This is a genomic window from Caballeronia terrestris, assembly GCF_001544515.1.
Lineage (GTDB): Bacteria > Pseudomonadota > Gammaproteobacteria > Burkholderiales > Burkholderiaceae > Caballeronia > Caballeronia terrestris.
Window position 1 is genome coordinate 1 of sequence record NZ_FCOL02000056.1, and the last position, 21,271, is coordinate 21,271.

Annotated in this window: 23 protein-coding genes; 8 read left to right on the plus strand and 15 right to left on the minus strand. The window is 64.0% G+C overall.

The window, feature by feature from the left end; translation table 11 throughout:
• Positions 1–155 precede the first annotated feature (155 nt).
• From AWB67_RS28045 to AWB67_RS28065, 5 genes are all read right to left on the minus strand, one after another.
• Positions 156–554: a hypothetical protein gene (locus AWB67_RS28045; RefSeq protein ID WP_087659464.1), complete on the minus strand. Its 399-nt coding sequence runs from the start codon at positions 552–554 to the stop codon at positions 156–158.
• Between the two features lie 14 nt (positions 555–568).
• The gene (locus AWB67_RS28050) at positions 569–1,042 is read right to left on the minus strand and encodes a glycine zipper family protein (RefSeq protein ID WP_087659465.1); all 474 of its coding nucleotides are present in this window, start codon (positions 1,040–1,042) and stop codon (positions 569–571) included.
• 170 nt (positions 1,043–1,212) lie between these two features.
• On the minus strand, positions 1,213–1,599 hold the full coding sequence (locus tag AWB67_RS28055) for a response regulator transcription factor (protein ID WP_087659466.1): 387 nt from the start codon (positions 1,597–1,599) through the stop codon (positions 1,213–1,215).
• Between the two features lie 128 nt (positions 1,600–1,727).
• On the minus strand, positions 1,728–2,357 hold the full coding sequence (locus AWB67_RS28060) for a response regulator transcription factor (protein WP_087659498.1): 630 nt from the start codon (positions 2,355–2,357) through the stop codon (positions 1,728–1,730).
• Between the two features lie 10 nt (positions 2,358–2,367).
• Positions 2,368–3,705: a two-component system sensor histidine kinase NtrB gene (locus AWB67_RS28065; protein ID WP_235025360.1), complete on the minus strand. Its 1,338-nt coding sequence runs from the start codon at positions 3,703–3,705 to the stop codon at positions 2,368–2,370.
• Positions 3,706–4,232: 527 nt separating this feature from the next.
• On the opposite strand from AWB67_RS28065, the gene AWB67_RS28070 reads away from it, so the two are divergent.
• Entirely contained in the window at positions 4,233–5,531 is a 1,299-nt protein-coding gene (locus AWB67_RS28070) for a TAXI family TRAP transporter solute-binding subunit (RefSeq protein WP_200822326.1), read from the plus strand.
• Here the strand turns inward: AWB67_RS28070 and AWB67_RS28075 are convergent.
• Positions 5,528–6,037, minus strand: a complete 510-nt coding sequence (locus AWB67_RS28075; protein ID WP_087659469.1) for a universal stress protein — start codon at positions 6,035–6,037, stop codon at positions 5,528–5,530. The genes AWB67_RS28070 and AWB67_RS28075 overlap by 4 nt on opposite strands.
• Before the next feature lie 354 nt (positions 6,038–6,391).
• On the opposite strand from AWB67_RS28075, the gene nodI reads away from it, so the two are divergent.
• The 4 genes from nodI to AWB67_RS28095 all read left to right on the plus strand — a co-directional run bounded on the left by nodI (position 6,392) and on the right by AWB67_RS28095 (position 8,785).
• The gene (nodI, locus tag AWB67_RS28080; RefSeq protein ID WP_510183506.1) at positions 6,392–7,336 is read left to right on the plus strand and encodes a nodulation factor ABC transporter ATP-binding protein NodI; all 945 of its coding nucleotides are present in this window, start codon (positions 6,392–6,394) and stop codon (positions 7,334–7,336) included.
• 88 nt (positions 7,337–7,424) lie between these two features.
• The gene (gene nodJ / locus AWB67_RS28085; RefSeq protein WP_235025362.1) at positions 7,425–8,189 is read left to right on the plus strand and encodes a nodulation factor ABC transporter permease subunit NodJ; all 765 of its coding nucleotides are present in this window, start codon (positions 7,425–7,427) and stop codon (positions 8,187–8,189) included.
• Positions 8,190–8,274: 85 nt separating this feature from the next.
• A complete protein-coding gene (locus tag AWB67_RS28090; RefSeq protein ID WP_087659472.1) occupies positions 8,275–8,547 on the plus strand; it encodes a BrnT family toxin in 273 nt (90 codons plus the stop codon).
• Positions 8,507–8,785 carry a BrnA antitoxin family protein gene (locus AWB67_RS28095; RefSeq protein WP_087659473.1) on the plus strand — a complete coding sequence of 93 codons (279 nt, stop codon included), beginning with the start codon at positions 8,507–8,509 and terminating at the stop codon, positions 8,783–8,785. Before AWB67_RS28090 ends, AWB67_RS28095 begins: the two co-directional genes overlap by 41 nt.
• 83 nt (positions 8,786–8,868) lie before the next feature.
• Here the strand turns inward: AWB67_RS28095 and gnd are convergent, their stop codons facing one another.
• From gnd to AWB67_RS28110, 3 genes are all read right to left on the minus strand, one after another.
• Positions 8,869–9,849 (minus strand): phosphogluconate dehydrogenase (NAD(+)-dependent, decarboxylating), encoded by a 981-nt coding sequence (gene gnd / locus AWB67_RS28100; RefSeq protein WP_087659474.1) that lies wholly within the window; start codon positions 9,847–9,849, stop codon positions 8,869–8,871.
• Between the two features lie 6 nt (positions 9,850–9,855).
• On the minus strand, positions 9,856–11,961 hold the full coding sequence (gene tkt, locus AWB67_RS28105; protein ID WP_087659475.1) for a transketolase: 2,106 nt from the start codon (positions 11,959–11,961) through the stop codon (positions 9,856–9,858).
• A 260-nt stretch (positions 11,962–12,221) separates the two neighbouring features.
• On the minus strand, positions 12,222–13,274 hold the full coding sequence (locus tag AWB67_RS28110) for an NADP(H)-dependent aldo-keto reductase (RefSeq protein WP_087659476.1): 1,053 nt from the start codon (positions 13,272–13,274) through the stop codon (positions 12,222–12,224).
• Between the two features lie 166 nt (positions 13,275–13,440).
• Between AWB67_RS28110 and AWB67_RS28115 the strand changes: the two genes are divergently transcribed.
• Positions 13,441–14,865 (plus strand): MFS transporter, encoded by a 1,425-nt coding sequence (locus tag AWB67_RS28115; protein ID WP_087659477.1) that lies wholly within the window; start codon positions 13,441–13,443, stop codon positions 14,863–14,865.
• A 15-nt stretch (positions 14,866–14,880) separates the two neighbouring features.
• Here the strand turns inward: AWB67_RS28115 and AWB67_RS28120 are convergent, their stop codons facing one another.
• Positions 14,881–15,240: a hypothetical protein gene (locus AWB67_RS28120; protein WP_087659478.1), complete on the minus strand. Its 360-nt coding sequence runs from the start codon at positions 15,238–15,240 to the stop codon at positions 14,881–14,883.
• A gap of 236 nt (positions 15,241–15,476) precedes the next feature.
• On the opposite strand from AWB67_RS28120, the gene AWB67_RS28125 reads away from it, so the two are divergent.
• The gene (locus tag AWB67_RS28125; protein ID WP_087659499.1) at positions 15,477–15,674 is read left to right on the plus strand and encodes a hypothetical protein; all 198 of its coding nucleotides are present in this window, start codon (positions 15,477–15,479) and stop codon (positions 15,672–15,674) included.
• Between the two features lie 34 nt (positions 15,675–15,708).
• Here the strand turns inward: AWB67_RS28125 and AWB67_RS28130 are convergent, their stop codons facing one another.
• Positions 15,709–16,026: a putative quinol monooxygenase gene (locus tag AWB67_RS28130; protein ID WP_087659479.1), complete on the minus strand. Its 318-nt coding sequence runs from the start codon at positions 16,024–16,026 to the stop codon at positions 15,709–15,711.
• Positions 16,027–16,049: 23 nt separating this feature from the next.
• Positions 16,050–16,787: an SDR family oxidoreductase gene (locus AWB67_RS28135; RefSeq protein ID WP_087659480.1), complete on the minus strand. Its 738-nt coding sequence runs from the start codon at positions 16,785–16,787 to the stop codon at positions 16,050–16,052.
• 246 nt (positions 16,788–17,033) lie between these two features.
• Between AWB67_RS28135 and AWB67_RS28140 the strand changes: the two genes are divergently transcribed.
• Positions 17,034–18,083 (plus strand): methyltransferase, encoded by a 1,050-nt coding sequence (locus AWB67_RS28140; protein ID WP_087659481.1) that lies wholly within the window; start codon positions 17,034–17,036, stop codon positions 18,081–18,083.
• A 56-nt stretch (positions 18,084–18,139) separates the two neighbouring features.
• Here the strand turns inward: AWB67_RS28140 and AWB67_RS28145 are convergent, their stop codons facing one another.
• The 3 genes from AWB67_RS28145 to AWB67_RS28155 form a co-directional block, all read right to left on the minus strand.
• On the minus strand, positions 18,140–18,412 hold the full coding sequence (locus AWB67_RS28145; protein ID WP_087659482.1) for a hypothetical protein: 273 nt from the start codon (positions 18,410–18,412) through the stop codon (positions 18,140–18,142).
• Positions 18,413–18,435: 23 nt separating this feature from the next.
• Positions 18,436–19,236 (minus strand): hypothetical protein, encoded by an 801-nt coding sequence (locus tag AWB67_RS28150; protein ID WP_087659483.1) that lies wholly within the window; start codon positions 19,234–19,236, stop codon positions 18,436–18,438.
• A gap of 85 nt (positions 19,237–19,321) precedes the next feature.
• The gene (locus AWB67_RS28155) at positions 19,322–21,133 is read right to left on the minus strand and encodes an alkaline phosphatase D family protein (protein WP_087659484.1); all 1,812 of its coding nucleotides are present in this window, start codon (positions 21,131–21,133) and stop codon (positions 19,322–19,324) included.
• Between the last annotated feature and the right edge of the window lie 138 nt (positions 21,134–21,271).

Sequence of the window (21,271 nt, forward strand, 5' to 3'; positions counted from 1 at the left end):
GGTTGGAAGCTGCTTTCTTTGCTTACTTTCTTTGCAGCAGCAAAGAAAGTGAGTCCCGCCCCGGACAGGGGCAGAGCTAATAAACCGCTAAGAAAGCAAGTTCCATAGAAGCCTTAGCGCATCAAACGGTTCTCCCAACCCCGATCCCCCACCCCTCACTGCGGCGTGCAGTAGCCAAAGACCACCAGGACTTCCTGGTTGTTGACAAGGGTCATCGACATCGAGCCGTCCTGATCGAGCACGACCGTCCATCCGTAGCCGAGTTCATTGCCCTGCATCAGCACCTGATCGGAGGTCTTTTCGATGGACCGTATCTCCGTCGAGCGCTTCGATCCGGCGATCGTCTTCTTCGCGAAGTTGACGTTCATGAACTGCGGCACGCCAAAACCCGCCGGGAGATCGCGCAGGCACACCTCGCCGGGGTCGCACGCGTGCGCGTCGACGGTGGCGCAGATGAGCGCCTTGCTGCCGTCGAAGTCCGCGCCCGACGCCCACGTCGCCGCGCCCAACAACACCGTGGCCAGCGCAAGCCGCTTCAGTTCGGTCACCCTCATGGCTGCCTCCCGACTCATTGAACGGTGTACCCACGGCCCGTCATGCAGGCGCCCACCGCGCGGTTGAACGTCACCATCGCCTGCGACGACTGCTGTTGACTCGCTTGCTGCTGCTCGCCGGAAGCCCGGTTGGCGCGGCGCTGCCGCGAGCCGCCAACGACCGTTCCCGTCACCGCGCCGATCGCCGCGCCCTTGCCCGCATCGCCCGCGATCGCCCCGATCATCGCGCCGCCCGCCGCACCGCCGGCCGCGCCTCGTACCCGGCCGCCTTGCTGCTGGGCAGGCGCGGGCTGGCTGGACTGCTGCGCGATCGCGACCGGATCGACGCCGGTGCTCTGCTTCGCCCATCCCTGGCACGCGGCGAGATCGCTGCTCTGCTGCTGCGCGCTCTGGCCTTTCGCCGGATAGACGATGGGTTGCTGCGCGCTGGCGGCGAACGCGATCGCCCACGCGGCCAGCGCGACTGGAATTTTCAGCATTCGTTGCATGGCTCACGCCTCCCGATTCCTCGACTGCTCTCCCGATGTGCTTGACGATCGCCCGGCCGCGCGCACCGGGACCGTTGTCCCGGATCGATTCCATAGTGGTGGGTGAACGGCCAGAGGGCTATTGGACTTTGGTCCCATAGCCATGCTTGCGATGACGTGTGAGCGCTTTGTCATGGTCCGGCGTCCAGGTTGAGCACCGTGCGCACCGCCTTGATGAGGACCTCGTCGTTGAAAGGCTTGCGCAGATAGGCCGCCGCACCCGCCGACAGCGCCTGCTGACGCACGCTGAGTTCGTCATGGGCCGTGATGAAGATCACCGGGATGCCGCTGCCCGCGAGCCGTTGCTGGACTTCCAGACCGTTGAGCCCCGGCATCTGCACGTCGAGCACGATGCAGGCCGGCCGGTAGGACGGAATCGAATCGAACATCTCCAGGAACTCGTCGCCCGTCTTGAACGTGTCAGCCGCCAGCCCCGCGGAACTCAGGAGCCGCTTGATGGCACGGCGCACCGATTCGTCGTCATCGACGAGTGCGACGAGCGGCTTGACATGGCTCATGGCGAATATTCCCCGTGCAGGCACCGTGGTACGCAACCCGTTCGACGCTTGGGTTTACGTTATGGCAGCGGGGAGACGTCGTATATTGGACTTTGGTCCAATACACGCTCAGGAGGATGCGAGCGCGTTCAGCTTTGCGGCCGATGGAGACCGGCCTTGTCGTTAATGCGCACGAGTTCGGCGAGCGAATGCGCGCCCATCTTGTCCATCACGCGCGCGCGATGCACCTTGATGGTCTTCTCCGCGGTGCCGAGCTTGCACGCCACCTGCTTGTTCAGGTGACCTTCGACGACCAGCGCGAGCACTTCCCGCTCGCGCGGCGTGAGGCGCTCAAGGCGATCGCGGATCGAGTCGATTTCGATGCGGTTCGCGCGCGTTTCGGACGCATGGCGCAGCGCGTTTTCGATGGCGGAGAGCAACGCCGTATCGCCGACGGGCTTCACCAGAAAATCGAGCGCGCCGGCCTTCATCGCGCTGACCGTCATCGCGATGTCGCCGTGTCCGCTGATGAAGATGACCGACACCGGCGCGCTCATCGCGTTCAGTTCGCGCTGCAGTTCGAGACCGTTCAGGTCCGGCAGTTCGACGTCGAGCAACAGGCAGGCAGCGCAATCGTCGGCGTGAGCGCGCGACAGGAATTCGCGCGCCGATTCGAACGCCTCCACGCGGTAACCGGCGGAACGGATCACGCGGGTGAGAGCGCGGCGGACGGAGGCGTCGTCATCGACGACGAAGACGACTGGCGTGGCATCGTTCATCGAATTCACCTCAACAAAGCGGCTCGGTGCGAAGCGTGAAATGGAACGTCGCGCCGACGTCCGCATTGTTCTCGGCCCAGATGCGCCCGCCGTGCATTTCGACGATCGAGCGGCTGATCGACAAACCCAGCCCGAGCCCGTCACGCTTCGACGTAAAGAACGGCGTGAAAAGCTTCTCGACGATATCGTCCGCGAGGCCCGGCCCACGATCCCGCACAGCCACTCGCACCGAGCCTTCGTCCTTCACCGACGCCTCGATCACGACCTCGCGATCGGGCACGCCGTGAGACTCCATCGCGTCGAACGCATTGAGCAGCAGATTCAGCACGACCTGCTGCAACTGCACGCGATCGCCATGAACCGGCGGCAACGCGGGTTCGATATTCATGAAGACGCGCACGCCGCGCACGATCGCATCGCTGTGCAGCAACAGCACGACGTCGCCGATCACGTCCGCGAGACTCAGCGGCGCGGCTTCGAGCTCGCCTTTTTTCAGAAGCGCGCGAATCCTTCGGATCACTTCGCTTGCGCGTCGATTGTCCGCGACGAGATCATGGAGAATCTCGCGCACTTCGTCGAGATCGATCGGGTCCATCGCCATGAAGCGCTGCGCCGCCTGCGCGTTGCTGAGCATCGCGGTGAGTGGCTGATTCAGTTCGTGAGCCAGCGAGCCCGCAAGTTCGCCGAGCGTCGAGACGCGCGTGAGATGCGCGAGGTCCTGCCGGTTGCGCTGCAGTTCGTAGCGCTCCGTCCGGTCGATGACGACGGTGAGCATCAGCGCTTCCCTGTGCGACGTCAGAGGATTGGTGGTGATCTCGGCGGGGAATTCGGTGCCTTCCTTGCGACGGGCGAACACATCGCGCGAGCCATGCGCTGCGCTGAGCGCGTGACCCGAAGCCGTATCGATCTGCAACGCCGTATGCGCGCCGTCGCGCAAGCCGGGCACGAGCGCCTCGGCGGACGCGCCGATCAACTCGTCGCGGCTATAGCCGAAGAGTTTCTCCGATGCCGCATTCGCCAGCACGATTTCGCCATGCCGGTTCGTGACGAGAATCGCGAACGGCAAGAGTTCGAGCGTGTCGGAAAACGGATCGTCGTCGTGTGGCAGTGATTTCAGCGACTCAGGCCGTGCGTCTTCGCCATCGCGCTGTGTGCCGAGGCGCGCCGTGTATTGCATGAGCCGTGCAGCGGACAGCATCAGATAGGCGCGGATGCGTTTCCTTCTTCCGCCTTGCTGCGTTTTGCGTAATGGTGGATCGAAACGTTGCGTCTCGGTGAATGCCGGCGGCGGAGCCGTACTGACAGACGAATCCGACGAAGAGACAACTCCAGCGTGAACCACGGTCATGGTGTCGCTCCTGCGCGTTGATCCGCAATATCGGCACGGATTCGTCGCTTCGCCCCTGGGGCCGCCATCCGATGGCGACTCGAATTCCGAGCGGATGCCAGCATCCGCGCTTCGGTCGCAGCACTGGCTTCATGCAAAACGCGGCAGGCGACTCGCAACGAACAAATTCGAGGACGTTCCGTGTTTTCGTCGATTACTTACCGGGACGAGAGCCCGTTGTGCAGGGCCGTCGGATTGGGCGCGCAAGGGTTACCGGTGCGCGCCGAAGCCCGTGCGCATTGGCACTCCGGTCGTTGCTCGTTGCAACTCGGCTTGGCGAGTGGAGTATCGAGTAAAGACTACGCGCTCGGAAGTCCTTCGTAAACAAAAATCCGACTGCGTTCACGCAAACTTCATAACGGCTTCGGGATGCGTCGAATCCGTGCAATGCGCGCATCAATAGGGCTAGGATCGCAGACACAATAATCGAGAGAATCCGGACGATGCCCAGGCACATCCCCGCACTTCAGCGCACCCGCAAGCCACCTATGTCGCCAGGACGACGGCGGCTCTTTGTCATCGCCGTGGTGTTGCTGGTCGCGGCGCTCGGCTGGTCGCTCGCGATCGTGCTCAAGCCCGCGATCCAGCGAACGATCGTCGTCACGACCGGCGCGGAGGCCGGCATCTACCGCGGCTTCGCGGATCGCTACGCACCGATCCTGAAGCGCGACGGCATCACGCTCGACATCCGTGGCTCCTCCGGCTCGATCGAAAACTACGAGCGGCTGAGGGACCCGAACAGCGAATACGAAGTGGGCTTCATCCAGTCGGGCACCACGAGCCCGAAGGACACCGACGGACTGCAGACCATCGCCGCCGTCGCGTACGAGCCGATCTGGGTGTTCTATCGCGGCGACGCGACCATCAACCGCCTCGCGCAATTACGCGGCAAGCGCGTCGCGACGGGTGTGCCCGGCAGCGGATTGCTCAACGTTTCGATGGTGTTGCTCGCGCACAGCGGCATTACCGGCAACAACACGACGCTCGTCGAAGTCGATGCCACGAACGCTTACAAGGGCTTGCAAAATGGCGAGTTCGATGCAGCCTTTTTTATCGGCCGGCCCGATGCGCCGATGCAGAAGACGTTGCTCAACAGCAACCTGAAGCTGATGAGCTTCGCCCAGGCCGATGCGCTCGTGCAGAAGTTTCCGTCGCTCTCGAAGGTAGTGTTTCCACGCGCATCGACCAGCATCGTCGACGACCTTCCACAGAACGACGTCACGCTGCTCGCGGCCACGGCGCTGCTCGTCTCGAAGGACACGCTGCATCCCGCCCTCGTGTATCTGCTGCTCGACGCGGCCAAAACCGTGCACGGCGGCGAGGATTACTTCACGCCGCTCGGCACGTTTCCGAACCTCAACACCGACGAATTCCCCGTGTCCGACGAAAGCGCGCGCTACTTCAAATCCGGTCGCCCTTTCCTTCAGCGGTATCTTCCGTTCTGGCTGGCGAGCTTCGTCGAACGGCGTCTGTTGATCCTCGTGCCGTTCATGGCCGTGCTGCTCGGTTTCCTGCAGGCGCTGCCGCGCATGGCGGAATCGCGCATGAAGCACCGGCTCGTCGTGTGGTATCGCGAGATCAAGGCGCTGGAGGACGAAATCTGGAAGACCGCGCAGCCGACGTCGGAGCAGATCGCGCAGTGGCGCGACGAGATCGACAACATCGACGCCCACGCGAGCCAGATCCGCATCCCGCAGCGCTACTTCCAGGACATCTACGCGCTCAAGCAGGCGATCGGCCTCGTGCGCGAGCGGATCGACCAGGCAGCGCGCAAGGTGTCGTCTTAAGCGTTGACTTCCGCTTTGACCGGCTTGGCTGCGTAAGCCGCGTCTTCCTCGGCTTCGGCCGATTCCCCCGCCGGACACACGGCGACCAGGATGCTGCACGACACGCGATCGAGCAGCGGCGTGTTGCCCGCGCCCATCCACCACCGCGCGAGTCCGCTGCGGCATCGATGGCCGACCACGACGAGATCGACCTTGAGGCTCTCTGCAAGATTGGCGATTTCGTCGATCGGATGGCCGAACGCGAAATGTCCCTGCGCTGGCAGGCCACGCTCGGTGAGCCAGTCGACGCCTTCCTGCAGGATGTCGCGGGCAGCGTCTTCGAAGCGTCCGCACGCCATGTCGGTGAGAAGCCCAGCGCTCTGGGCGATCGACGAACGCATGTCGACCACGGCCAGCACGTGCGTCTCGGCCTTCAGGTCGAGCGCGAGATTGGCGCCATGACGCAGCGCCTTGCGGCCTTCGCGAGTGCCGTCGTAGCACAACAGGATCTTCTGATAGCTCGCCATGATGGGCCTCCCTGGCCGCATGTGAATCGGTGAAGCGTTGTCTGCATGATGGTGCGTCGCGGCGCGAGCGGCAACGCTGGAAAACGCGTACGTCGCGAGGCTTTTCGCACAGCACGGGAACACCACTAGCTCGCATCGTGCCAGCGCGGCAGGAGCCTTGCCGGCCAAGGCGCTGGCATTTTCAGCCGACGCTCGAACCCGAATTTCGACGCTGTCACGAAGGCGCCGCGCGCACGGGCAGTGCAACCGGTGGCCCTCAAGCGCCGGATTGGTGCAATGAATTACACTAGCTCGCCCGGCTTCTTTCGTGGCCGCATACATCACAGGCTCCGTGCGCCGTCGCACGCAATGTCAATGTCAGATCTGGAATCCTTCGCAAAATCGTCGGGTTCGCCCGCCATCGACTTCGCCGATGTAAGGAAGCACTACGGCGACAAGATCGTCGTCGACGGCCTGTCGTTCCACGTCCAGCCCGGCGAATGCTTCGGCCTGCTCGGCCCGAACGGCGCGGGCAAGACGACCACTCTCAAGATGCTCCTCGGCATCACGTCGCCGGACGCGGGCGCGATCCGCCTCGTCGGAGAGCCGATTCCCGAGCGCGCCCGCTTCGCGCGGCGGCGCGTGGGCGTCGTGCCGCAGTTCGACAACCTCGATCCCGATTTCACCGTCCGCGAGAACCTGCTCGTCTTCGGCCGCTATTTCGGCATGTCGAGCGGCGAGATCGCCGCGCTCGTGCCGTCGCTGCTCGAATTCGCCCGGCTCGAAAACAAGGCCGATTCGCGCGTGAGCGAACTGTCGGGCGGCATGAAGCGGCGCCTCACGCTCGCGCGCGCGCTCGTCAACGATCCCGACGTGCTCGTGATGGACGAGCCGACCACCGGCCTCGATCCGCAGGCGCGGCATCTGATCTGGGAGCGGCTGCGCCAGCTTCTTTCACGCGGCAAGACGATCCTGCTCACGACGCACTTCATGGAAGAAGCCGAGCGCCTGTGCGATCGCCTGTGCGTGATCGAGGAAGGCCGCAAGATCGCGGAAGGCCGGCCGCACGAGCTGATCGAATCGGTGATCGGCTGCGACGTCATCGAGATCTACGGGCCCGATCCGCAGGCCCTCGCCGACGAGCTTGCGCCGTTCGCCGGACGCATGGAGATCAGCGGCGAGACGCTCTTTTGCTACGTCGACGATCCGCAGCCGGTGCATCAGCGGGTGAAGGGGCGCGCGGGCGTGCGCTACCTGCACCGGCCGGCGAATCTCGAAGATGTTTTCCTGCGCCTGACCGGGCGCGAAATGGTGGACTGACACGATGAGCACTTACGACAACACCCGCATCGCCGGCAAGGGCGAGCGGCCCAAACGTCACGGCGAACGCAAGCGCTATCCTTCGGCGATGCCATCGAGCGCGTCGAACTGGATGTCGGTCTGGCGGCGCAACTATCTCGTGTGGAAGAAGCTCGCAATCGCATCGATGTTCGGCAATCTCGCCGATCCGATGATCTACCTCTTCGGCCTGGGCCTCGGGCTCGGGCTGATGGTCGGACGCGTCGACGGCGTCTCGTACATCGCGTTCCTCGCGGCGGGGACGGTGGCGTCGAGCGTGATGATGTCGGCGAGTTTCGAGTCGATGTATTCGGGCTTCTCGCGCATGCACGTGCAGCGCACGTGGGAGGCGATCATGCACACGCCGCTCACGCTCGGTGACATCGTGCTCGGCGAGGTGATCTGGGCGGCGAGCAAGTCGGTGCTCTCCGGCGTGGCGATCATGCTGGTGGCGGCGGTGTTCGGCTACGCGAGCTTTCCGTCGATGCTGTGGGCATTGCCGGTGATCGCGCTGACGGGGCTCGCGTTCGCGAGCAGCACGATGATCGTGACGGCGCTCGCGCCGAACTACGACTTCTTCATGTTCTACCAGACGCTCGCGCTCACGCCGATGCTGCTGCTATCCGGCGTGTTCTTTCCGATCGCGCAGTTGCCCGTGGCCGCGCAGCACATTACGTTGCTGCTGCCGCTGTCGCATGCGGTGGAGCTGATTCGCCCGGCGATGCTCGGACGGCCGATGGAGGATGTGGTGCTGCATGTGGGCGTGCTGCTGGTTTATGCGGTTGTGCCGTTTTTTGTGTGTGCTGTCTTGTTCAGACGGCGGATGATGAAGTAAACAGACCGTCCCTTCTGAGAAAGGGGCGGGAATTTTCGTACTAACAAAAATTCTCGCTTTTTTAATTTTTGTTAGTACGAAAATTATGACAATCACGTATGACATCGCCAAGCGCGACGAGACGCTGGCGGACCGGGGGCTGGACTTTGCACATGCCGAGGCGGTGTGTGCCGGTCGCACTCTTACGCACGCTGACGTGCGCTTGGACTATGGCGAAGCAAGCTTCGTTACGGCCGGTCGCCTCCGTGGAAGAATTGTCATGGTGGTTTGGACTCCACGCGGCACGGCTCGCCGCATCATCAGCATGAGGCAAGCAAATGAACGCGAAATCAAAGAATTTGGACCAATCTTGGGTTGATCCTGACGACGCCCCGGAAATCACCAAGGAATGGATCGAAACCACGGAGATACGCGAAGGTGACAGGATCATCCGGCGCGGCCGCCCCATGGGTAGCGCCAAAACACCGACTTCCGTGCGGCTCGACAACGAAGTGCTCGAAGCGTTCCGCGCTACCGGCCCGCGCTGGCAATCGCGCCTGAACGCTGCATTGGCCGACTGGCTCGAGACCCACTCGCCGGCTGAACTCGCGGTGTAACGGCATCCGCGACGCTCACACATGCAACGGGCCGCGTCAAACGACGCGGCCCGTTGTCCTTCCGGCGCCAGTAACCGCAATGGTTATTTCACCGGAAACTCCTTATGCCCGCCGAACCCGAACCGCATCGCCGACAGCATCCTTTCCGGAAACGCTTCCATATCGCGTGATCTGAAGCGCGTATAAAGCGCCGCCGACAGCACCTGCGCCGGCACCGCCTCTTCGATCGCCGCCTCGATTGTCCAGCGCCCTTCGCCGCTATCTGCGACCTCGGTCGAGAAATGCTCCAGCGTGCCATCGTGCGCGAGCGCGCCCGCCGTCAGATCCAGCAGCCACGACGACACCACACTCCCCCTTCGCCATACTTCCGCGACATCCGCGAGATCGAGGTCGTAGCGCTGTTCAGCCGGAAGTTCCGTCGATGCCTTGTGCTTCAGGATATGAAACCCTTCCGCATAAGCCTGCATCAGCCCGTACTCGATGCCGTTGTGGACCATCTTGACGAAGTGCCCTGAGCCGACCGGCCCCGTATGCATATATCCCTGCTCGACCCGCGGATCGCGTCCCTCGCGCCCCGGCGTGAGCGGTATATCGCCACGATGCGGCGCGAGCACGGAAAGAATCGGATCGATGCGCCGCACGACCTCCTCCTCCCCGCCGATCATCATGCAGTACCCGCGCTCCAGGCCCCACACGCCGCCGGACGTGCCGACATCCACGTAATGCACGCCCTGCTCGCGAAACTGCGCCGCGCGCCGGATGTCGTCCTTGTAGAAGCTGTTGCCGCCGTCGATCACGACGTCGTCCGCGCTCAGGATCCTGTGCAGATCGCTGAGCGTGTCCTCGGTGATCTTGCCCGCCGGCAGCATTAGCCAGATCACGCGCGGCGCGTCAAGTTTCGTGACGAGATCGCCGAGATCGCTCGCGCCCGTCGCGCCTTCCGCGGCGAGCGCCTGCGTGGCGTCCGGATTGTGATCGTAGACGACGCAGCTATGGCCGCCGCGCATCAGCCGCCGTCCGATGTTGCCGCCCATCCGTCCCAACCCCACGATGCCGATCTGCATGATGGCTCACTCCTTGCCGTTGATGCCGCTGGATTTGACGCGCTCGATCTGCTTTTTCGCTTCCTCGTAGACGCGCTCGGGCGTAAAGCCGAACTTCGTCTTCAACGCCTTGAGCGGCGCCGATGCCCCGAACGTATGCATCACGATCTGCGAGCCGAGCCGGCCCACATAGCGATCCCAGCCGAGCGTCGCCGCCTGCTCGACCGCGACGCGCGCGTTCACTTCGGGCGGCAGCACCGAGTCCTTGTACGCGTTGTCCTGCTGCTCGAAGATGTCCCACGACGGCATCGACACCACGCGCGCCGCGACGCCTTCGGCCACGAGCTTCTCGTAGGCTTCCACGCACAGCGACACTTCACTGCCCGTCGCGAGCAGCAGCACTTCGGGCGTCTTGCCGCCGGGAGCATCGGCGAGCACATAGGCACCGCGCCGCACGCCCTCGGCCGAACCGTACTTCGTGCGGTCGTAGGTCGGCAGCGGCTGGCGCGTGAGCACGATGCACGATGGCGCGTGCGGCTTCGAGAGCGCGACGCGCCACGCCTCGCCGACTTCGTTGGCATCGGCGGGACGCAAGGTCGAGAGCCCCGGCACGCCGCGCAATGACGCGAGCTGCTCGATCGGCTGGTGCGTCGGACCGTCCTCGCCGACGCCGATCGAATCGTGCGTGAATACGTAGATGACCGGCACCTCCATGATCGCGGAGAGACGGATAGGCGGCTTCATGTAGTCGCTGAAAATCAGGAAAGTCGATCCGTACGGCCGCATGCCGGAGAGCGCCAAGCCATTGGCGACTGCCCCCATGCCGTGTTCACGGATGCCGAAATGCAGGTTGCGGCCGCCGTAGCTGCCCGCTTCGAACGAACCGGCGCCTTCGAACTTGAGATTCGTCTTCGTCGACGGCGACAAGTCCGCCGCCCCGCCGATCATCCACGGAATGCGCTGCGCGATCGCGTTGATGACCTTGCCCGACGATTCGCGCGTGGCAATCCCCTTCGCATCGGGCTCGAAGACCGGGATGTCGGCGTCCCAGCCCTCGGGCAACTGCGCGGCGTGCATCTGGGTGAACTCCTTCGCGAGCGCGGGCTGCTGCTTGCCGAAGTCGTCGAAACGCTTGTGCCACTCGGCGCGCTCCGCCTTGCCGCGCGCGCCCATCACCTCGGCGAAGCGCTCCTTCACGCCATCGGGCACGAGGAACTGCGCGTCCTCCGGCCAGCCGTACGCGCGTTTCGCGAGCTTGATTTCCTCCTCGCCGAGCGGCTCGCCGTGGGCCGCCGACGTGTCCTGCTTGTTCGGCGCGCCCCACGCGATGATGCTCTTCACGACGATCAGCGTGGGCCGGTCGGCGGTCTCTTTCGCCTTGTTGATAGCGGCTTCGAGCGCGGCTTCGTCGTTGGCGCTGTCGACGTGCATCGTGTTCCAGTTGTAGCCCCGGAAACGCGACTCGACGTCGTCGCTGTACGCAAGGTCCGTGTGCCCTTCGATCGTGATGCGGTTGCTGTCGTAGATCCAGATCAGGTTCGAGAGCTTCAGATGCCCCGCAAGCGATGCCGCCTCGTGCGACACGCCTTCCATCATGTCGCCGTCGCCGCAGAGCGCGTAGACACGGTAGTCGAAGAGCGCATTGTCCGGCTGGTTGAAATGCGCCTCGTGCCAGCGCGCGGCCATCGCCATGCCGACGCTGTTCCCGAGGCCCTGGCCGAGCGGGCCGGTCGTCGTCTCGACGCCGGTCGTCATGCGGTATTCCGGGTGGCCCGGCGTCTTGCTGTCGAGCTGGCGGAACTGCTTGATGTCATCGAGCGAGACGGCGGGGGTATCGGTCGGCTTGCCGTTCTTGTCGACCGATTTCACGCCAGCGAGGTGCAGGAGCGAGTAGAGCAGCATCGACGCATGCCCGACCGACAGCACGAAACGGTCGCGATTGGGCCACAGAGGATCGTCCGGGTCGTAGCGCAGATGGTTCTGCCACAGGTGGTAGGCGACGGGCGCCAGGGCCATCGGCGTGCCGGGGTGGCCGGAATTGGCCTTCTGCACGGCGTCCATCGACAGCGTCCGGATCGTGTTGATGCAGAGTTGATCGAGCTCGGCGGGGGATTTCGCGGAGGGTTGTGACATGAGCGACGACTCCTTGGAAAGAGCGCGCGCTGGGCACGACAGGCGCCACAGCGGGCAACCAGGACAATCGAGCAAGCGTAGTGCCTTGCCTGCGGCACTGCACCAGAAAAAACCTGAAACGCCCGTCGCACAAGGCTTCGCGGCGGATGAGCGGGCTTGGCGCCCGCCCTGGCGGCACGGTACTGCGCCGCGCGACCTGCTAATGCTGACACATCGGCGGCCGCGCGGGTTCAATCAAGGGCTTGCAGCTTCATCGATGCTCAAGGCGCGGGATTCGGCTGCTGCTCGTGCAGCGCGTCGATCTCGGCGAGTATTTCGTCGGACAGTTTCACGTCGATACTGCCGATGTTCTCCTTCAACTGCTCAAGCGTGGTCGCGCCGATCAGCGTGCTCGTCGTGAACGGCCTGCCGTTGACGAACGCGAGCGCGAGCTGCGCGGGAGTCAATCCGTGGCGGCGCGCGAGCGCCAAATAGGTGTCGATGGCGGATGTCGCCTGCGGTTTGCTGTAGCGCTGGAAGCGTTCGAAGAGCGTGATGCGCGCGCCCGCCGGCCGCGCGCCGCCTTCGTACTTGCCCGAGAGCCAGCCGAACGCGAGCGGCGAATACGCGAGCAGCCCTACGCTTTCCTTATGCGTGAATTCGGAGAGCCCCGTTTCGAACGTACGATTCACGAGGCTGTACGGATTCTGAATGCTGACGATGCGCGGCAACCCGAGCTTCTCCGATGCGCGCAAAAACTGCGCGACGCCCCACGGCGTCTCGTTCGACACGCCCACATGACGGATCTTGCCCGCCTTCACGAGATCGCCGAGCACGGCGAGCGTTTCCTCGATCGGCACGGTGTATTCGTCGTCGATATACGGATACGACGGGCGGCCGAACGTCATCGTGCTGCGGTCGGGCCAGTGCAGTTGGTACAGATCGATGTAGTCGGTTTGCAGGCGCTTCAGGCTGCTATCGACCGCTTCGGTCAGGTTCGCGCGGTCGAACTGGTTGCCCGCGCCGCGAATATGCCGCGGATTGTGTGGCTGGCGCGCCGGACCGGCGATCTTGGTCGCGAGCACGATCTTGCCGCGCTCGGCGCGATGCGTTGCGAGCCATGTGCCGATGTATTGCTCGGTGAGCCCCTGCGTTTCGGGACGCGGCGGGACCGGATACATCTCGGCGGCGTCGATCAGGTTCACGCCTTGCGCGAGCGCGTAGTCGATTTGCGCGTGCGCCTCGCTTTCCGTGTTCTGTTCGCCCCACGTCATCGTGCCGAGGCCGATCAGGCTCACGTCGATATCCGTCGTCCCGAGTTTGCGAAACTCCATTGTTCGATTCCCTTGTTCGTTGGCGAAAATTCCGGCGAGAACGTCGAAACTACCATAGCCACGCGGGCTTTGCTTCGACGCTAGAATGTCAGGCCGCAAGCGCCTGCCCGACCCTTGCAAGCGGCTTGCGCCCCGCTTCCGAACCCCTCCGAGGAGACCCCAGCCGATGCAGGCCCCCGCCGCCCCCGCGCGCTCCAGTGCGTCGCTGATCGTCACGCTCGTCGCGGCGACCTTCTTCATGGAGAACCTCGACGGCACGATCATCGCGACCGCCTTGCCGCAGATGGCGCGCTCGTTCGGCGTGCATCCGGCCGACATGAGCCTCGGGATCACCGCTTACCTGCTGACGCTTGCCGTCTTCATCCCGATCAGCGGCTGGGCCGCCGACCGCTTCGGCCTGCGCACCGTGTTCGCGAGCGCGATCGCGGTTTTCACGGCGGCGTCCGTGCTGTGCGCGACCACGAGCACCCTGCCCGCGTTCGCCGCGGCGCGGGTGCTACAGGGCATCGGCGGGGCGATGATGGTGCCGGTCGGGCGCCTCGCGGTGCTGCGCGCGACGCCGAAGGACGGCCTGATGCGCGCGATCGCGATCATCACTTGGCCGGGGCTCGTGGCGCCGGTCGTCGGCCCGCCGCTCGGGGGTTTCATCACGACTTACTCGTCGTGGCGCTGGATTTTCTATCTGAACTTGCCGCTCGGCATCATCGGGCTCTTCGTCGCGCTGCGCTATCTCGACAACACGCGCGAGAACGCGCAGCGACGCTTTGACCTGCCCGGCTTCGCGCTCTGCGGCCTCGCCTGTACGACCCTTCTCTACGCGATGGAACTGATCGGCCGCAGCGACACGCCGTGGGGCTTCACCGGCATGCTGGTCGCGGTGGGCGTGGTGTCGGGGTTCATCGCGTGGCTGCATTTGCGGCGCGCAGAGGAGCCGGTCGTGGATCTGTCGGCGCTGAAGGTGAAGACGTTCGCCGTCGCGATGGGCGGCGGCTCGCTCTTTCGCATCTCGATCAGCGCGGTGCCGTTCCTGCTCCCGCTGATGTTCCAGATCGGCTTCGGGATGGACGCGTTCCAGTCCGGACTGCTGACGCTGGCGGTCTTCGCGGGGAACCTCTCGATGAAGCTCGTCACCACGCCCGTCATGCGGCGCTTCGGCTTTCGTTCGGTGCTGATCGTGAACGGCGTGCTCGCGGCGGTATCGCTCGCCGCGATGAGCCTGCTCTCGCCCGCGACACCGAAGGTCGTGATCGTCGTCGTGCTGTTCCTCTCGGGTCTCGCGCGCTCGCTCCAGTTCACTGCGCTCAACACGCTCAGCTTCGCCGATGTCCCGAAGACGCAGATGAGCGGCGCGTCGGCGCTATCGAGCACGCTCTTCCAGATGACGATGGGTATCGGCGTCGCGGCCGGTGCGATCGCGCTCCGGCTCGCGCAGTGGCTGCACGGGCACGATTCCCATGCGATGACGCCCGCCGACTTCAGCGTGGCGTTTCTGATCGTCGCGTTGATCGGGCTCGTCGGCGTGGCGGATCTGTTCGGGCTCGCGCGCGATGCGGGCGCCGTCGTGAGCGGGCATCGGCCGGAAAAGACTTGAGCGTTTCCGACGCGCTCAGTGCGTGCCGCGCTTGAGCCAGTCGAGCCAGCCGAGCGCGATCGCCGCGTTCACGAGTACGCCCGTCGTGGCCGCAATCGCCGCGATCATCGTCCAGAACGCCGAGCGGCGCGCGGCTTCGGAAGAATCGCGCGCTTCCGTGGCGGCATCGTTCGCCGCTGTGACCGAGGCGAACATCGCCCGGCGCTGCTCGTCCTGGCGCCCCTCTTCCTTCTGATAAAGCCACGCGCGTTTGGCGAGCATCTCGGCATCGGCGGGCGACGACGCCTCGACCTCCGCCCGTATCGACGCTTCGCCCATCGCCTCGTAGTGCCGATAGCGCGCTTCGTGTTCGCCCTTGTTTTCGTGTTCGTCCATGTGGCCTCGCTCGCGGGTTTCGCACGATTCTCGCCTGCATGCAGGATCGGCGCCAGGGATCGTGTGTCGGTGCGCACGCGACTGTTGTGACAGCGCTGTGTCGGATCGCAGCCGACATTGTCGGTATGAAGGAAGCGCCCTGCCTTGATTGACGGTTCTCGCCCCGATGGCACGACTAGTGCAGTGATGTGTCGCGGGCGGACTGACGCCCTCATCGAACGCCAATGGAGAGCAACATGAAGACGCTGAACATCAACGACATTCCCGTCGCCAACGATCTCGACAAGGAAGAAATGGCCGCGATCCAGGGCGGCATGCGCAAGTTGCCGTTCCAGATCAATCACGTCGGCCTGACGCTCGCCGATGGCGAACCGGCCGACGTGTACGTCGACGGCGTGCGCGTCAATTCCGTGACGGACGGCTTCGCGCATTGAACCGATGGCGGCGCGAGAGCGCCGCCACTATCGCTTACGGCTTGACGAGACTCTGCATCGGCTGCAGGAACTCGATCGTGCGTTCGCGCGAAAGGAGCCTCGGCAACGCCGCCTCGTAATCCTGCCGATACGGCAAGCCGAGATGATGCGCGCGGAAATACTCCGCGCTGCAAGCCCACGTCTCGTAGATAACGAGCGTCTCCGGTTCGTCCTTCGAGCGGTTCACATACGCGTTGACGAAATCGGGCTCCTCCGCCATCCGCTCGATGATCGCGATGAGCTTCGACTCCAGTTCCTCGCGATGCTCGGACCTGCCTGGCAGATGCACGATGAACGACGTGTTTTCCTTCATGGCGATGCTCCGTGGGTCTGCGTTCAAAGCTGGCTCATGCCGCCGTCGATGATGATCTCCGTCCCGACGATGAAGCCCGATTCCGGCGACGCCAGATGCAGCACCGTCGCCGCGACTTCGCTGCTGCGCCCGAAGCGGCCGAGGGGAATCTGCGCTTGCAGTTGAGCGGCGACGTCGTCGGAGAGGCCGAGCTTTTCGTGCAGCGGCGTCGAGACGGGTCCCGGACTCACGACGTTCACGCGCACGCCGCGCGGCAGCAGTTCGGCCGAGAGCGTTTTCGCAAAGGTGATGAGCGCCGCCTTGCTCGCCGCATAGACCGACGACGCCGGCATGCCGATATGCGCGTTGATCGACCCGTTCAGCACGATCGATGCGCCTTCATTCAGAAGCGGCAGCACCGACTGGATCTGGAAGTACGCGCCCTTTACGTTAGTGTTGAAGCTTTCGTCCCACATCGCTTCGTCGACGTCGGGAAACGGCGCGAACTTCGCGATGCCCGCGTTGATGAAAAGCGCATCCAGACGGATGCCCTCGGCGGAGAGGCGCGCCGCGAGATCGCGGGCGGCGCTGACCGAGCCAGCATCGTTTGCGATCGCCAGCGCGTTCGCGCCGAGCGTTTCCTTCGCGGCGGCGAGCGTGGCCGCATCGCGGCCCGTGATCACGACGCGCGCGCCTTCGGCCGCGAATGCCTGCGCGGTCGCGAGGCCCATGCCGCTATTGCCACCGGTAACCAGCACGGTCTTGCCTTCGAATCGGTTCATGACGTTCTCCTGTGAACGTTGGTGAGTGTGTGAAGAGAGTGTGGACCGGCGCGCGCCGATTGCCGTACGACGTTCCCGATGAACACGTTCGATGGCGTCGCACGAGTTTGTATCACGCGATTACTGGGTGGCGCAGCGAACATAACGACTTGAACACGCCGGGAGCGTTACCTAAAGTTAGCTGCGATCTTTCGACGAGCCTCCGTTCGACCGACGTTTTCATCAGATTTAAGGAAGGGTTGAGTTATGGAGAACGCGCAAGTGACTTCCGCCGATGCAGGCGCCCAATCGCCCGCTGTCGCACCCGACCGGCTGTTGCAGATCGGCATGGGTTTCTGGGCTTCCAAGACGCTGCTGTCGGCGGTCGAACTCGGCGTGTTCACGCAGCTCGCGAGCGGTCCGCGCGATGCCGCCGATCTATCCGAAGCGCTCGGGTTGCATCCGCGCGGCGCGCTCGATTTCCTCGATACGCTCGTCGCGCTGAACCTGCTCCAGCGCGATGAAGGGCGCTACAGCAATCCGCCCGACGCCGATCTCTTTCTCGACAAGGCGAAGCCGAGCTATGTCGGCGGCTTGCTGGAGATGGCCAACTCGCGGCTCTATCCGTTCTGGGCATCGCTCACGGAGGCGCTGCGCACGGGGCTGCCGCAGAACGAAGTGAAAAGCGGCGCCAATCTCTTCGATGCGATCTACCACGACGAAGCGTCTCTGCGCGGCTTCCTGCAGGCGATGAGCGGCGTGAGTCTCGGCGCGGCGAAAGCGATCGCGCGCAAGTTTCCCTGGGGCGATTACCGCACGTTCATCGATATCGGCGCGGCGCAGGGCGCGTTGCCGGTGCAGGTCGCGCTCGCGCATAAGCATCTGACGGGCGGGGGGTTCGATTTGCCGGCGGTGGGTCCGGTCTTCACCGAGTACGTCGCGTCGCACGGGTTGCAGGATCGGCTGCGCTTTTATCCCGGCGATTTTTTCAGCGACGCATGCCCGAGCGCCGATGTGCTCGTGATGGGACACATCCTGCACGACTGGGCGCTGCCACAGAAACTCGATCTGCTCGCAAAATGCCACGCGGCGCTGCCGAAGGGCGGATCGCTGATCGTGTATGACGCCGTGATCGACGACGAGCGGCGGCAGAATGCGTTCGGCTTGCTGATGAGCTTGAACATGCTGATCGAGACGCCCGGAGGGTTCGATTACACCGGCGCGCAGTGCATCGAATGGATGAAGGAGACGGGGTTCTCGGAAGTGCGTGTCGAACCGTTGGTCGGGGCGGATTCGATGGTGATTGGGGTGAAGTGAGGAACGCTTGTTATCAGGAAAGCCTCGCGACTCCGGGGCTCGTTTCGCAGATCAGATCACTTCTCTCTCTGTATCGGAGCTTGCGTCACGCTCATGTACGTCTTGAGTTCAGGGGAAGAAAGCGCGAGTACGTTCGACAGCGAGACGCCTAGCTGCCGGGCGAATTCGTCGTCCAGTTTGAAATCGGACTCTTCCAAGAGAAGGGGAGCTTCCAACACTTCGGCGGTCAATGCCGATGCCTTTCTTGTTTCGACCACGTGAATCAAAAGTCGCTGGCTGTCCGGTACGTACGACAGAATGATCGAAGACGGCTTGTGTTTCTGTGTCATCAGTACCCTCTACATTGTTGGAATCAGTCAAAAGGGTTTTCTTTGCTAATCCGATAGCCGTCCATGCCGCTACGAGGAAGGGCTATCGCTCTGCATACGTCCAGGTCTGCCTCGTAAGCCGCGAAGCAATCGACTTCGTCTGCTTCGCTGACTCCACGCTCGGCTATCTCCACGGCATCGTCTGACAGCACGCTCTCGCCCAACTCGAAAGACTCCGCATCACCAAGTGGTGCCGACTCCGCCTGCGCATAACTCTCCGACAAATCCGGCAAGCCGTATCGACTCACCCACCCGGCCCTGGCGAACATCGGCAGAAAGAGCGCGGGGGCAGCACGGACGGCCGCGTGCATCATCGCCTGATTGTTCGCATCGTGCGACGCGTCGCCTTCAGCCGCCGACGTATCCGGCACGTCGGGCCACGGCCCTTTTTTTTTAACGGGCAGTTCGCCATAGTCCTCCACGCCCCAAAAACTCGACGGCTCGTGCAACTGCGAAGGCGCGACGAAGCCTCCGCTATACGCCGGCTCGCGCTCGACAACGTGCACGTCGCCCTTCCACACCGCGCGTCGCAGCGTATCAAGCGTGTGATACGCCTTGCCCTTTCGATAATACGGAAACGACGCAACCAGAAAATCCTCGACGCGCTTGACGATCTCAGCGTTGCGCTCCCACACGTCGGGATAGACCCCATCGAGCATCCTGCGGCCCGCGTCTGCAGCGGCTTTTTTCTCGGGATCGGGGTACGAAAGCGAGCCGATTCGGTAGTCGCTCGCGAGGTCCATCGTATGGCGGAATCCGCCATAGTGCGTCAGCAATGACGTCATTCGTCTTCCGAATTAATTGAAACGACGAAAGACTAACGCACCCTCTTCAGGACCTATCCTGAAAATCGCGCAAGGGCCTCATGGCTCAAACGTTATCCTCCACCACCACCGCTGACGTCCCCGCCGTGATCGTCAGCCGCGTGCGTTTCGCGAGCGGCGACTGCGGCGCGCTGCCGTCCGCCTCGAGTCCCTTCACCTTGTTGAAGATCGCGACGAACTGCGTCGGCGTGACTGTCGCCGATGCGTAACCTTGCGCGTCATGATCAGCGTATTTGAGGTCCGGGTTGTTGCGCTTGAGAAACTCGTCGAAGATCTGCGAGTTCGCCACCAGCGCGCCGAACGGCGTGCCCGCCGTGTTCGCTTGCGCCTCGCCGAAAAACGACGTGCTGCTGATCCCCGCCGACATCAGATCGACGAGAACCGGCGTGCCCGTCGACGGGTCGCCGTTGTCGCGGACCACGCCCGCCTGGAACGCGTGCAGATCGCCCGTAATCGCGACGAGGTTCGCGATCCCCTGGGTCTTTACATACGACAGCAAGTCCGCCTTGTGCGACGGATACCCGTCCCACGAATCACAATCGACGACGAAAACGACGTTGTACGGTGCAGGCGCGAGCGGCGCGAGATCGATCCACAGACGGTTCATCATCACCTCGTTGCCCCACACCTTCCACGTCGCGATCGACGACTTCAGCGTGTCCTTCCACCACTGCGTCTGCGCCGGGCCGAGGATCGACGGCACGCGCCCGAGGCGCCCTGCATCGATCGTCTCGAACTGCTGCAGCAACGCCTGCGGAACGAAATAGCGCGAGCCCTGCGGATCGCTGCCGTTGACGGGATCGTGCCCGAGCGCCTGCGCGGCGGCCGCTTCGCTCACGACGTGATCGTCGCGATAGAGCCGCTCGTCGGTCATGATCAGATGCATGAGCGAGCCGAAGTGGAAGTCGCGGTAGATACGGATGTTGTCGTAGTTGCTGTTGCGCAGATCGAACGAGACGTCGCCCCAGTCGACCGGCAAATATTCCGCCCACGCCTGGTTCGCGTTGCGGCGCCGTCCGGTCTCCTGCTTGTTCTCGTTCGTGTAGGTCTGGTGGTCCTGCCAGCAGTCGTCGGAGAACTCGTGGTCATCCCAGATCGCGATCACCGGGAAGCGCGCGTGCAGCGCCTGCAGCCGCAGATCGCCCCGATACGTGCGATACAGCGTGCGGTAGTCCGCAAGCGTATTCGCATACCTGACGCCGCTCGCGAGCGCGAGGCCGTCGGGCACGGAGAGCGCGGCATGCGCCGGCTCGACGGGCACCGCCGTCCCGCCGACCGTCTCGTAGATGTAGTCGCCGAGATGCACCACGAAGTCGAGATCGGTTTCGGCCGCGAGCAGCGACATCGCCTGCCAGTGGTTTGCGCTCCAGTTCTGGCAGACGAACCACGCGAAGCGCACCTGCGGGTTCGCCTCGTTCGCGGCGGGCGCGGTGCGCGTCGTGCCGGTCGGGCTCACGTCGCTGCCCGCGACGAACCGGTAATAGTAGGTCGTCTTTGCGGCGAGCCCCGTCACTTTTGCGCGCACAGTGAAGTCGTAGTCGGGCAGCGCGCTCAGTTGCACGCTCGCGACCGGGTTCGAAAAATCCGCCTGTGCCGATACATCGAGCCGCAGCGGAACGGCCGCTGTCGTGTTGGTCGCGCTGCCGGTGCAGCGGGTCCAGAACACAGAGGAGATGTCGCGCGGATCGCCGCTCGCGACGCCTTGCGGAAACGCGAACGAACCGACGGGCGGCGGCGGCACCGACGGATTGCCGCTCGATCCGTTGTCGTCGTCGTGGCCGTGGCACGCGGCAAGCGTGCCGGTCGCGGCAACGACGGTATAGAACGTGGACAGCGAGAGAAAGCGTCGGCGATCCATGACAGTGCCTCTCGATCGACGGAAGCGCTAATGCCTGCGCGGCCCGCATGCGAAGCGGAGCGCGCTCGGCGTCGAGGCGCAGGGAATCGGTTGGATGTTCTGGCTGATGCAGCCGACGCTCGGTTCGGCGCTGCGTAC

Coding starts and splice junctions, on each gene's coding strand:
- AWB67_RS28120 (WP_087659478.1), bottom strand. CDS start 15,240: ATGGACGAACACGAAAACAAGGGCGAACACGAAGCGCGCTATCGGCAC.
- nodI (WP_510183506.1), top strand. CDS start 6,392: ATGTCAGATCTGGAATCCTTCGCAAAATCGTCGGGTTCGCCCGCCATC.
- AWB67_RS28150 (WP_087659483.1), bottom strand. CDS start 19,236: ATGACGTCATTGCTGACGCACTATGGCGGATTCCGCCATACGATGGAC.
- nodJ (WP_235025362.1), top strand. CDS start 7,425: ATGCCATCGAGCGCGTCGAACTGGATGTCGGTCTGGCGGCGCAACTAT.
- AWB67_RS28070 (WP_200822326.1), top strand. CDS start 4,233: ATGTCGCCAGGACGACGGCGGCTCTTTGTCATCGCCGTGGTGTTGCTG.
- AWB67_RS28115 (WP_087659477.1), top strand. CDS start 13,441: ATGCAGGCCCCCGCCGCCCCCGCGCGCTCCAGTGCGTCGCTGATCGTC.
- AWB67_RS28135 (WP_087659480.1), bottom strand. CDS start 16,787: ATGAACCGATTCGAAGGCAAGACCGTGCTGGTTACCGGTGGCAATAGC.
- AWB67_RS28155 (WP_087659484.1), bottom strand. CDS start 21,133: ATGGATCGCCGACGCTTTCTCTCGCTGTCCACGTTCTATACCGTCGTT.
- AWB67_RS28140 (WP_087659481.1), top strand. CDS start 17,034: ATGGAGAACGCGCAAGTGACTTCCGCCGATGCAGGCGCCCAATCGCCC.
- AWB67_RS28130 (WP_087659479.1), bottom strand. CDS start 16,026: ATGAAGGAAAACACGTCGTTCATCGTGCATCTGCCAGGCAGGTCCGAG.
- AWB67_RS28060 (WP_087659498.1), bottom strand. CDS start 2,357: ATGAACGATGCCACGCCAGTCGTCTTCGTCGTCGATGACGACGCCTCC.
- AWB67_RS28090 (WP_087659472.1), top strand. CDS start 8,275: ATGACAATCACGTATGACATCGCCAAGCGCGACGAGACGCTGGCGGAC.
- gnd (WP_087659474.1), bottom strand. CDS start 9,849: ATGCAGATCGGCATCGTGGGGTTGGGACGGATGGGCGGCAACATCGGA.
- AWB67_RS28045 (WP_087659464.1), bottom strand. CDS start 554: ATGAGGGTGACCGAACTGAAGCGGCTTGCGCTGGCCACGGTGTTGTTG.
- AWB67_RS28075 (WP_087659469.1), bottom strand. CDS start 6,037: ATGGCGAGCTATCAGAAGATCCTGTTGTGCTACGACGGCACTCGCGAA.
- AWB67_RS28095 (WP_087659473.1), top strand. CDS start 8,507: ATGAACGCGAAATCAAAGAATTTGGACCAATCTTGGGTTGATCCTGAC.
- AWB67_RS28055 (WP_087659466.1), bottom strand. CDS start 1,599: ATGAGCCATGTCAAGCCGCTCGTCGCACTCGTCGATGACGACGAATCG.
- AWB67_RS28065 (WP_235025360.1), bottom strand. CDS start 3,705: ATGACCGTGGTTCACGCTGGAGTTGTCTCTTCGTCGGATTCGTCTGTC.
- tkt (WP_087659475.1), bottom strand. CDS start 11,961: ATGTCACAACCCTCCGCGAAATCCCCCGCCGAGCTCGATCAACTCTGC.
- AWB67_RS28145 (WP_087659482.1), bottom strand. CDS start 18,412: ATGACACAGAAACACAAGCCGTCTTCGATCATTCTGTCGTACGTACCG.
- AWB67_RS28050 (WP_087659465.1), bottom strand. CDS start 1,042: ATGCAACGAATGCTGAAAATTCCAGTCGCGCTGGCCGCGTGGGCGATC.
- AWB67_RS28110 (WP_087659476.1), bottom strand. CDS start 13,274: ATGGAGTTTCGCAAACTCGGGACGACGGATATCGACGTGAGCCTGATC.
- AWB67_RS28125 (WP_087659499.1), top strand. CDS start 15,477: ATGAAGACGCTGAACATCAACGACATTCCCGTCGCCAACGATCTCGAC.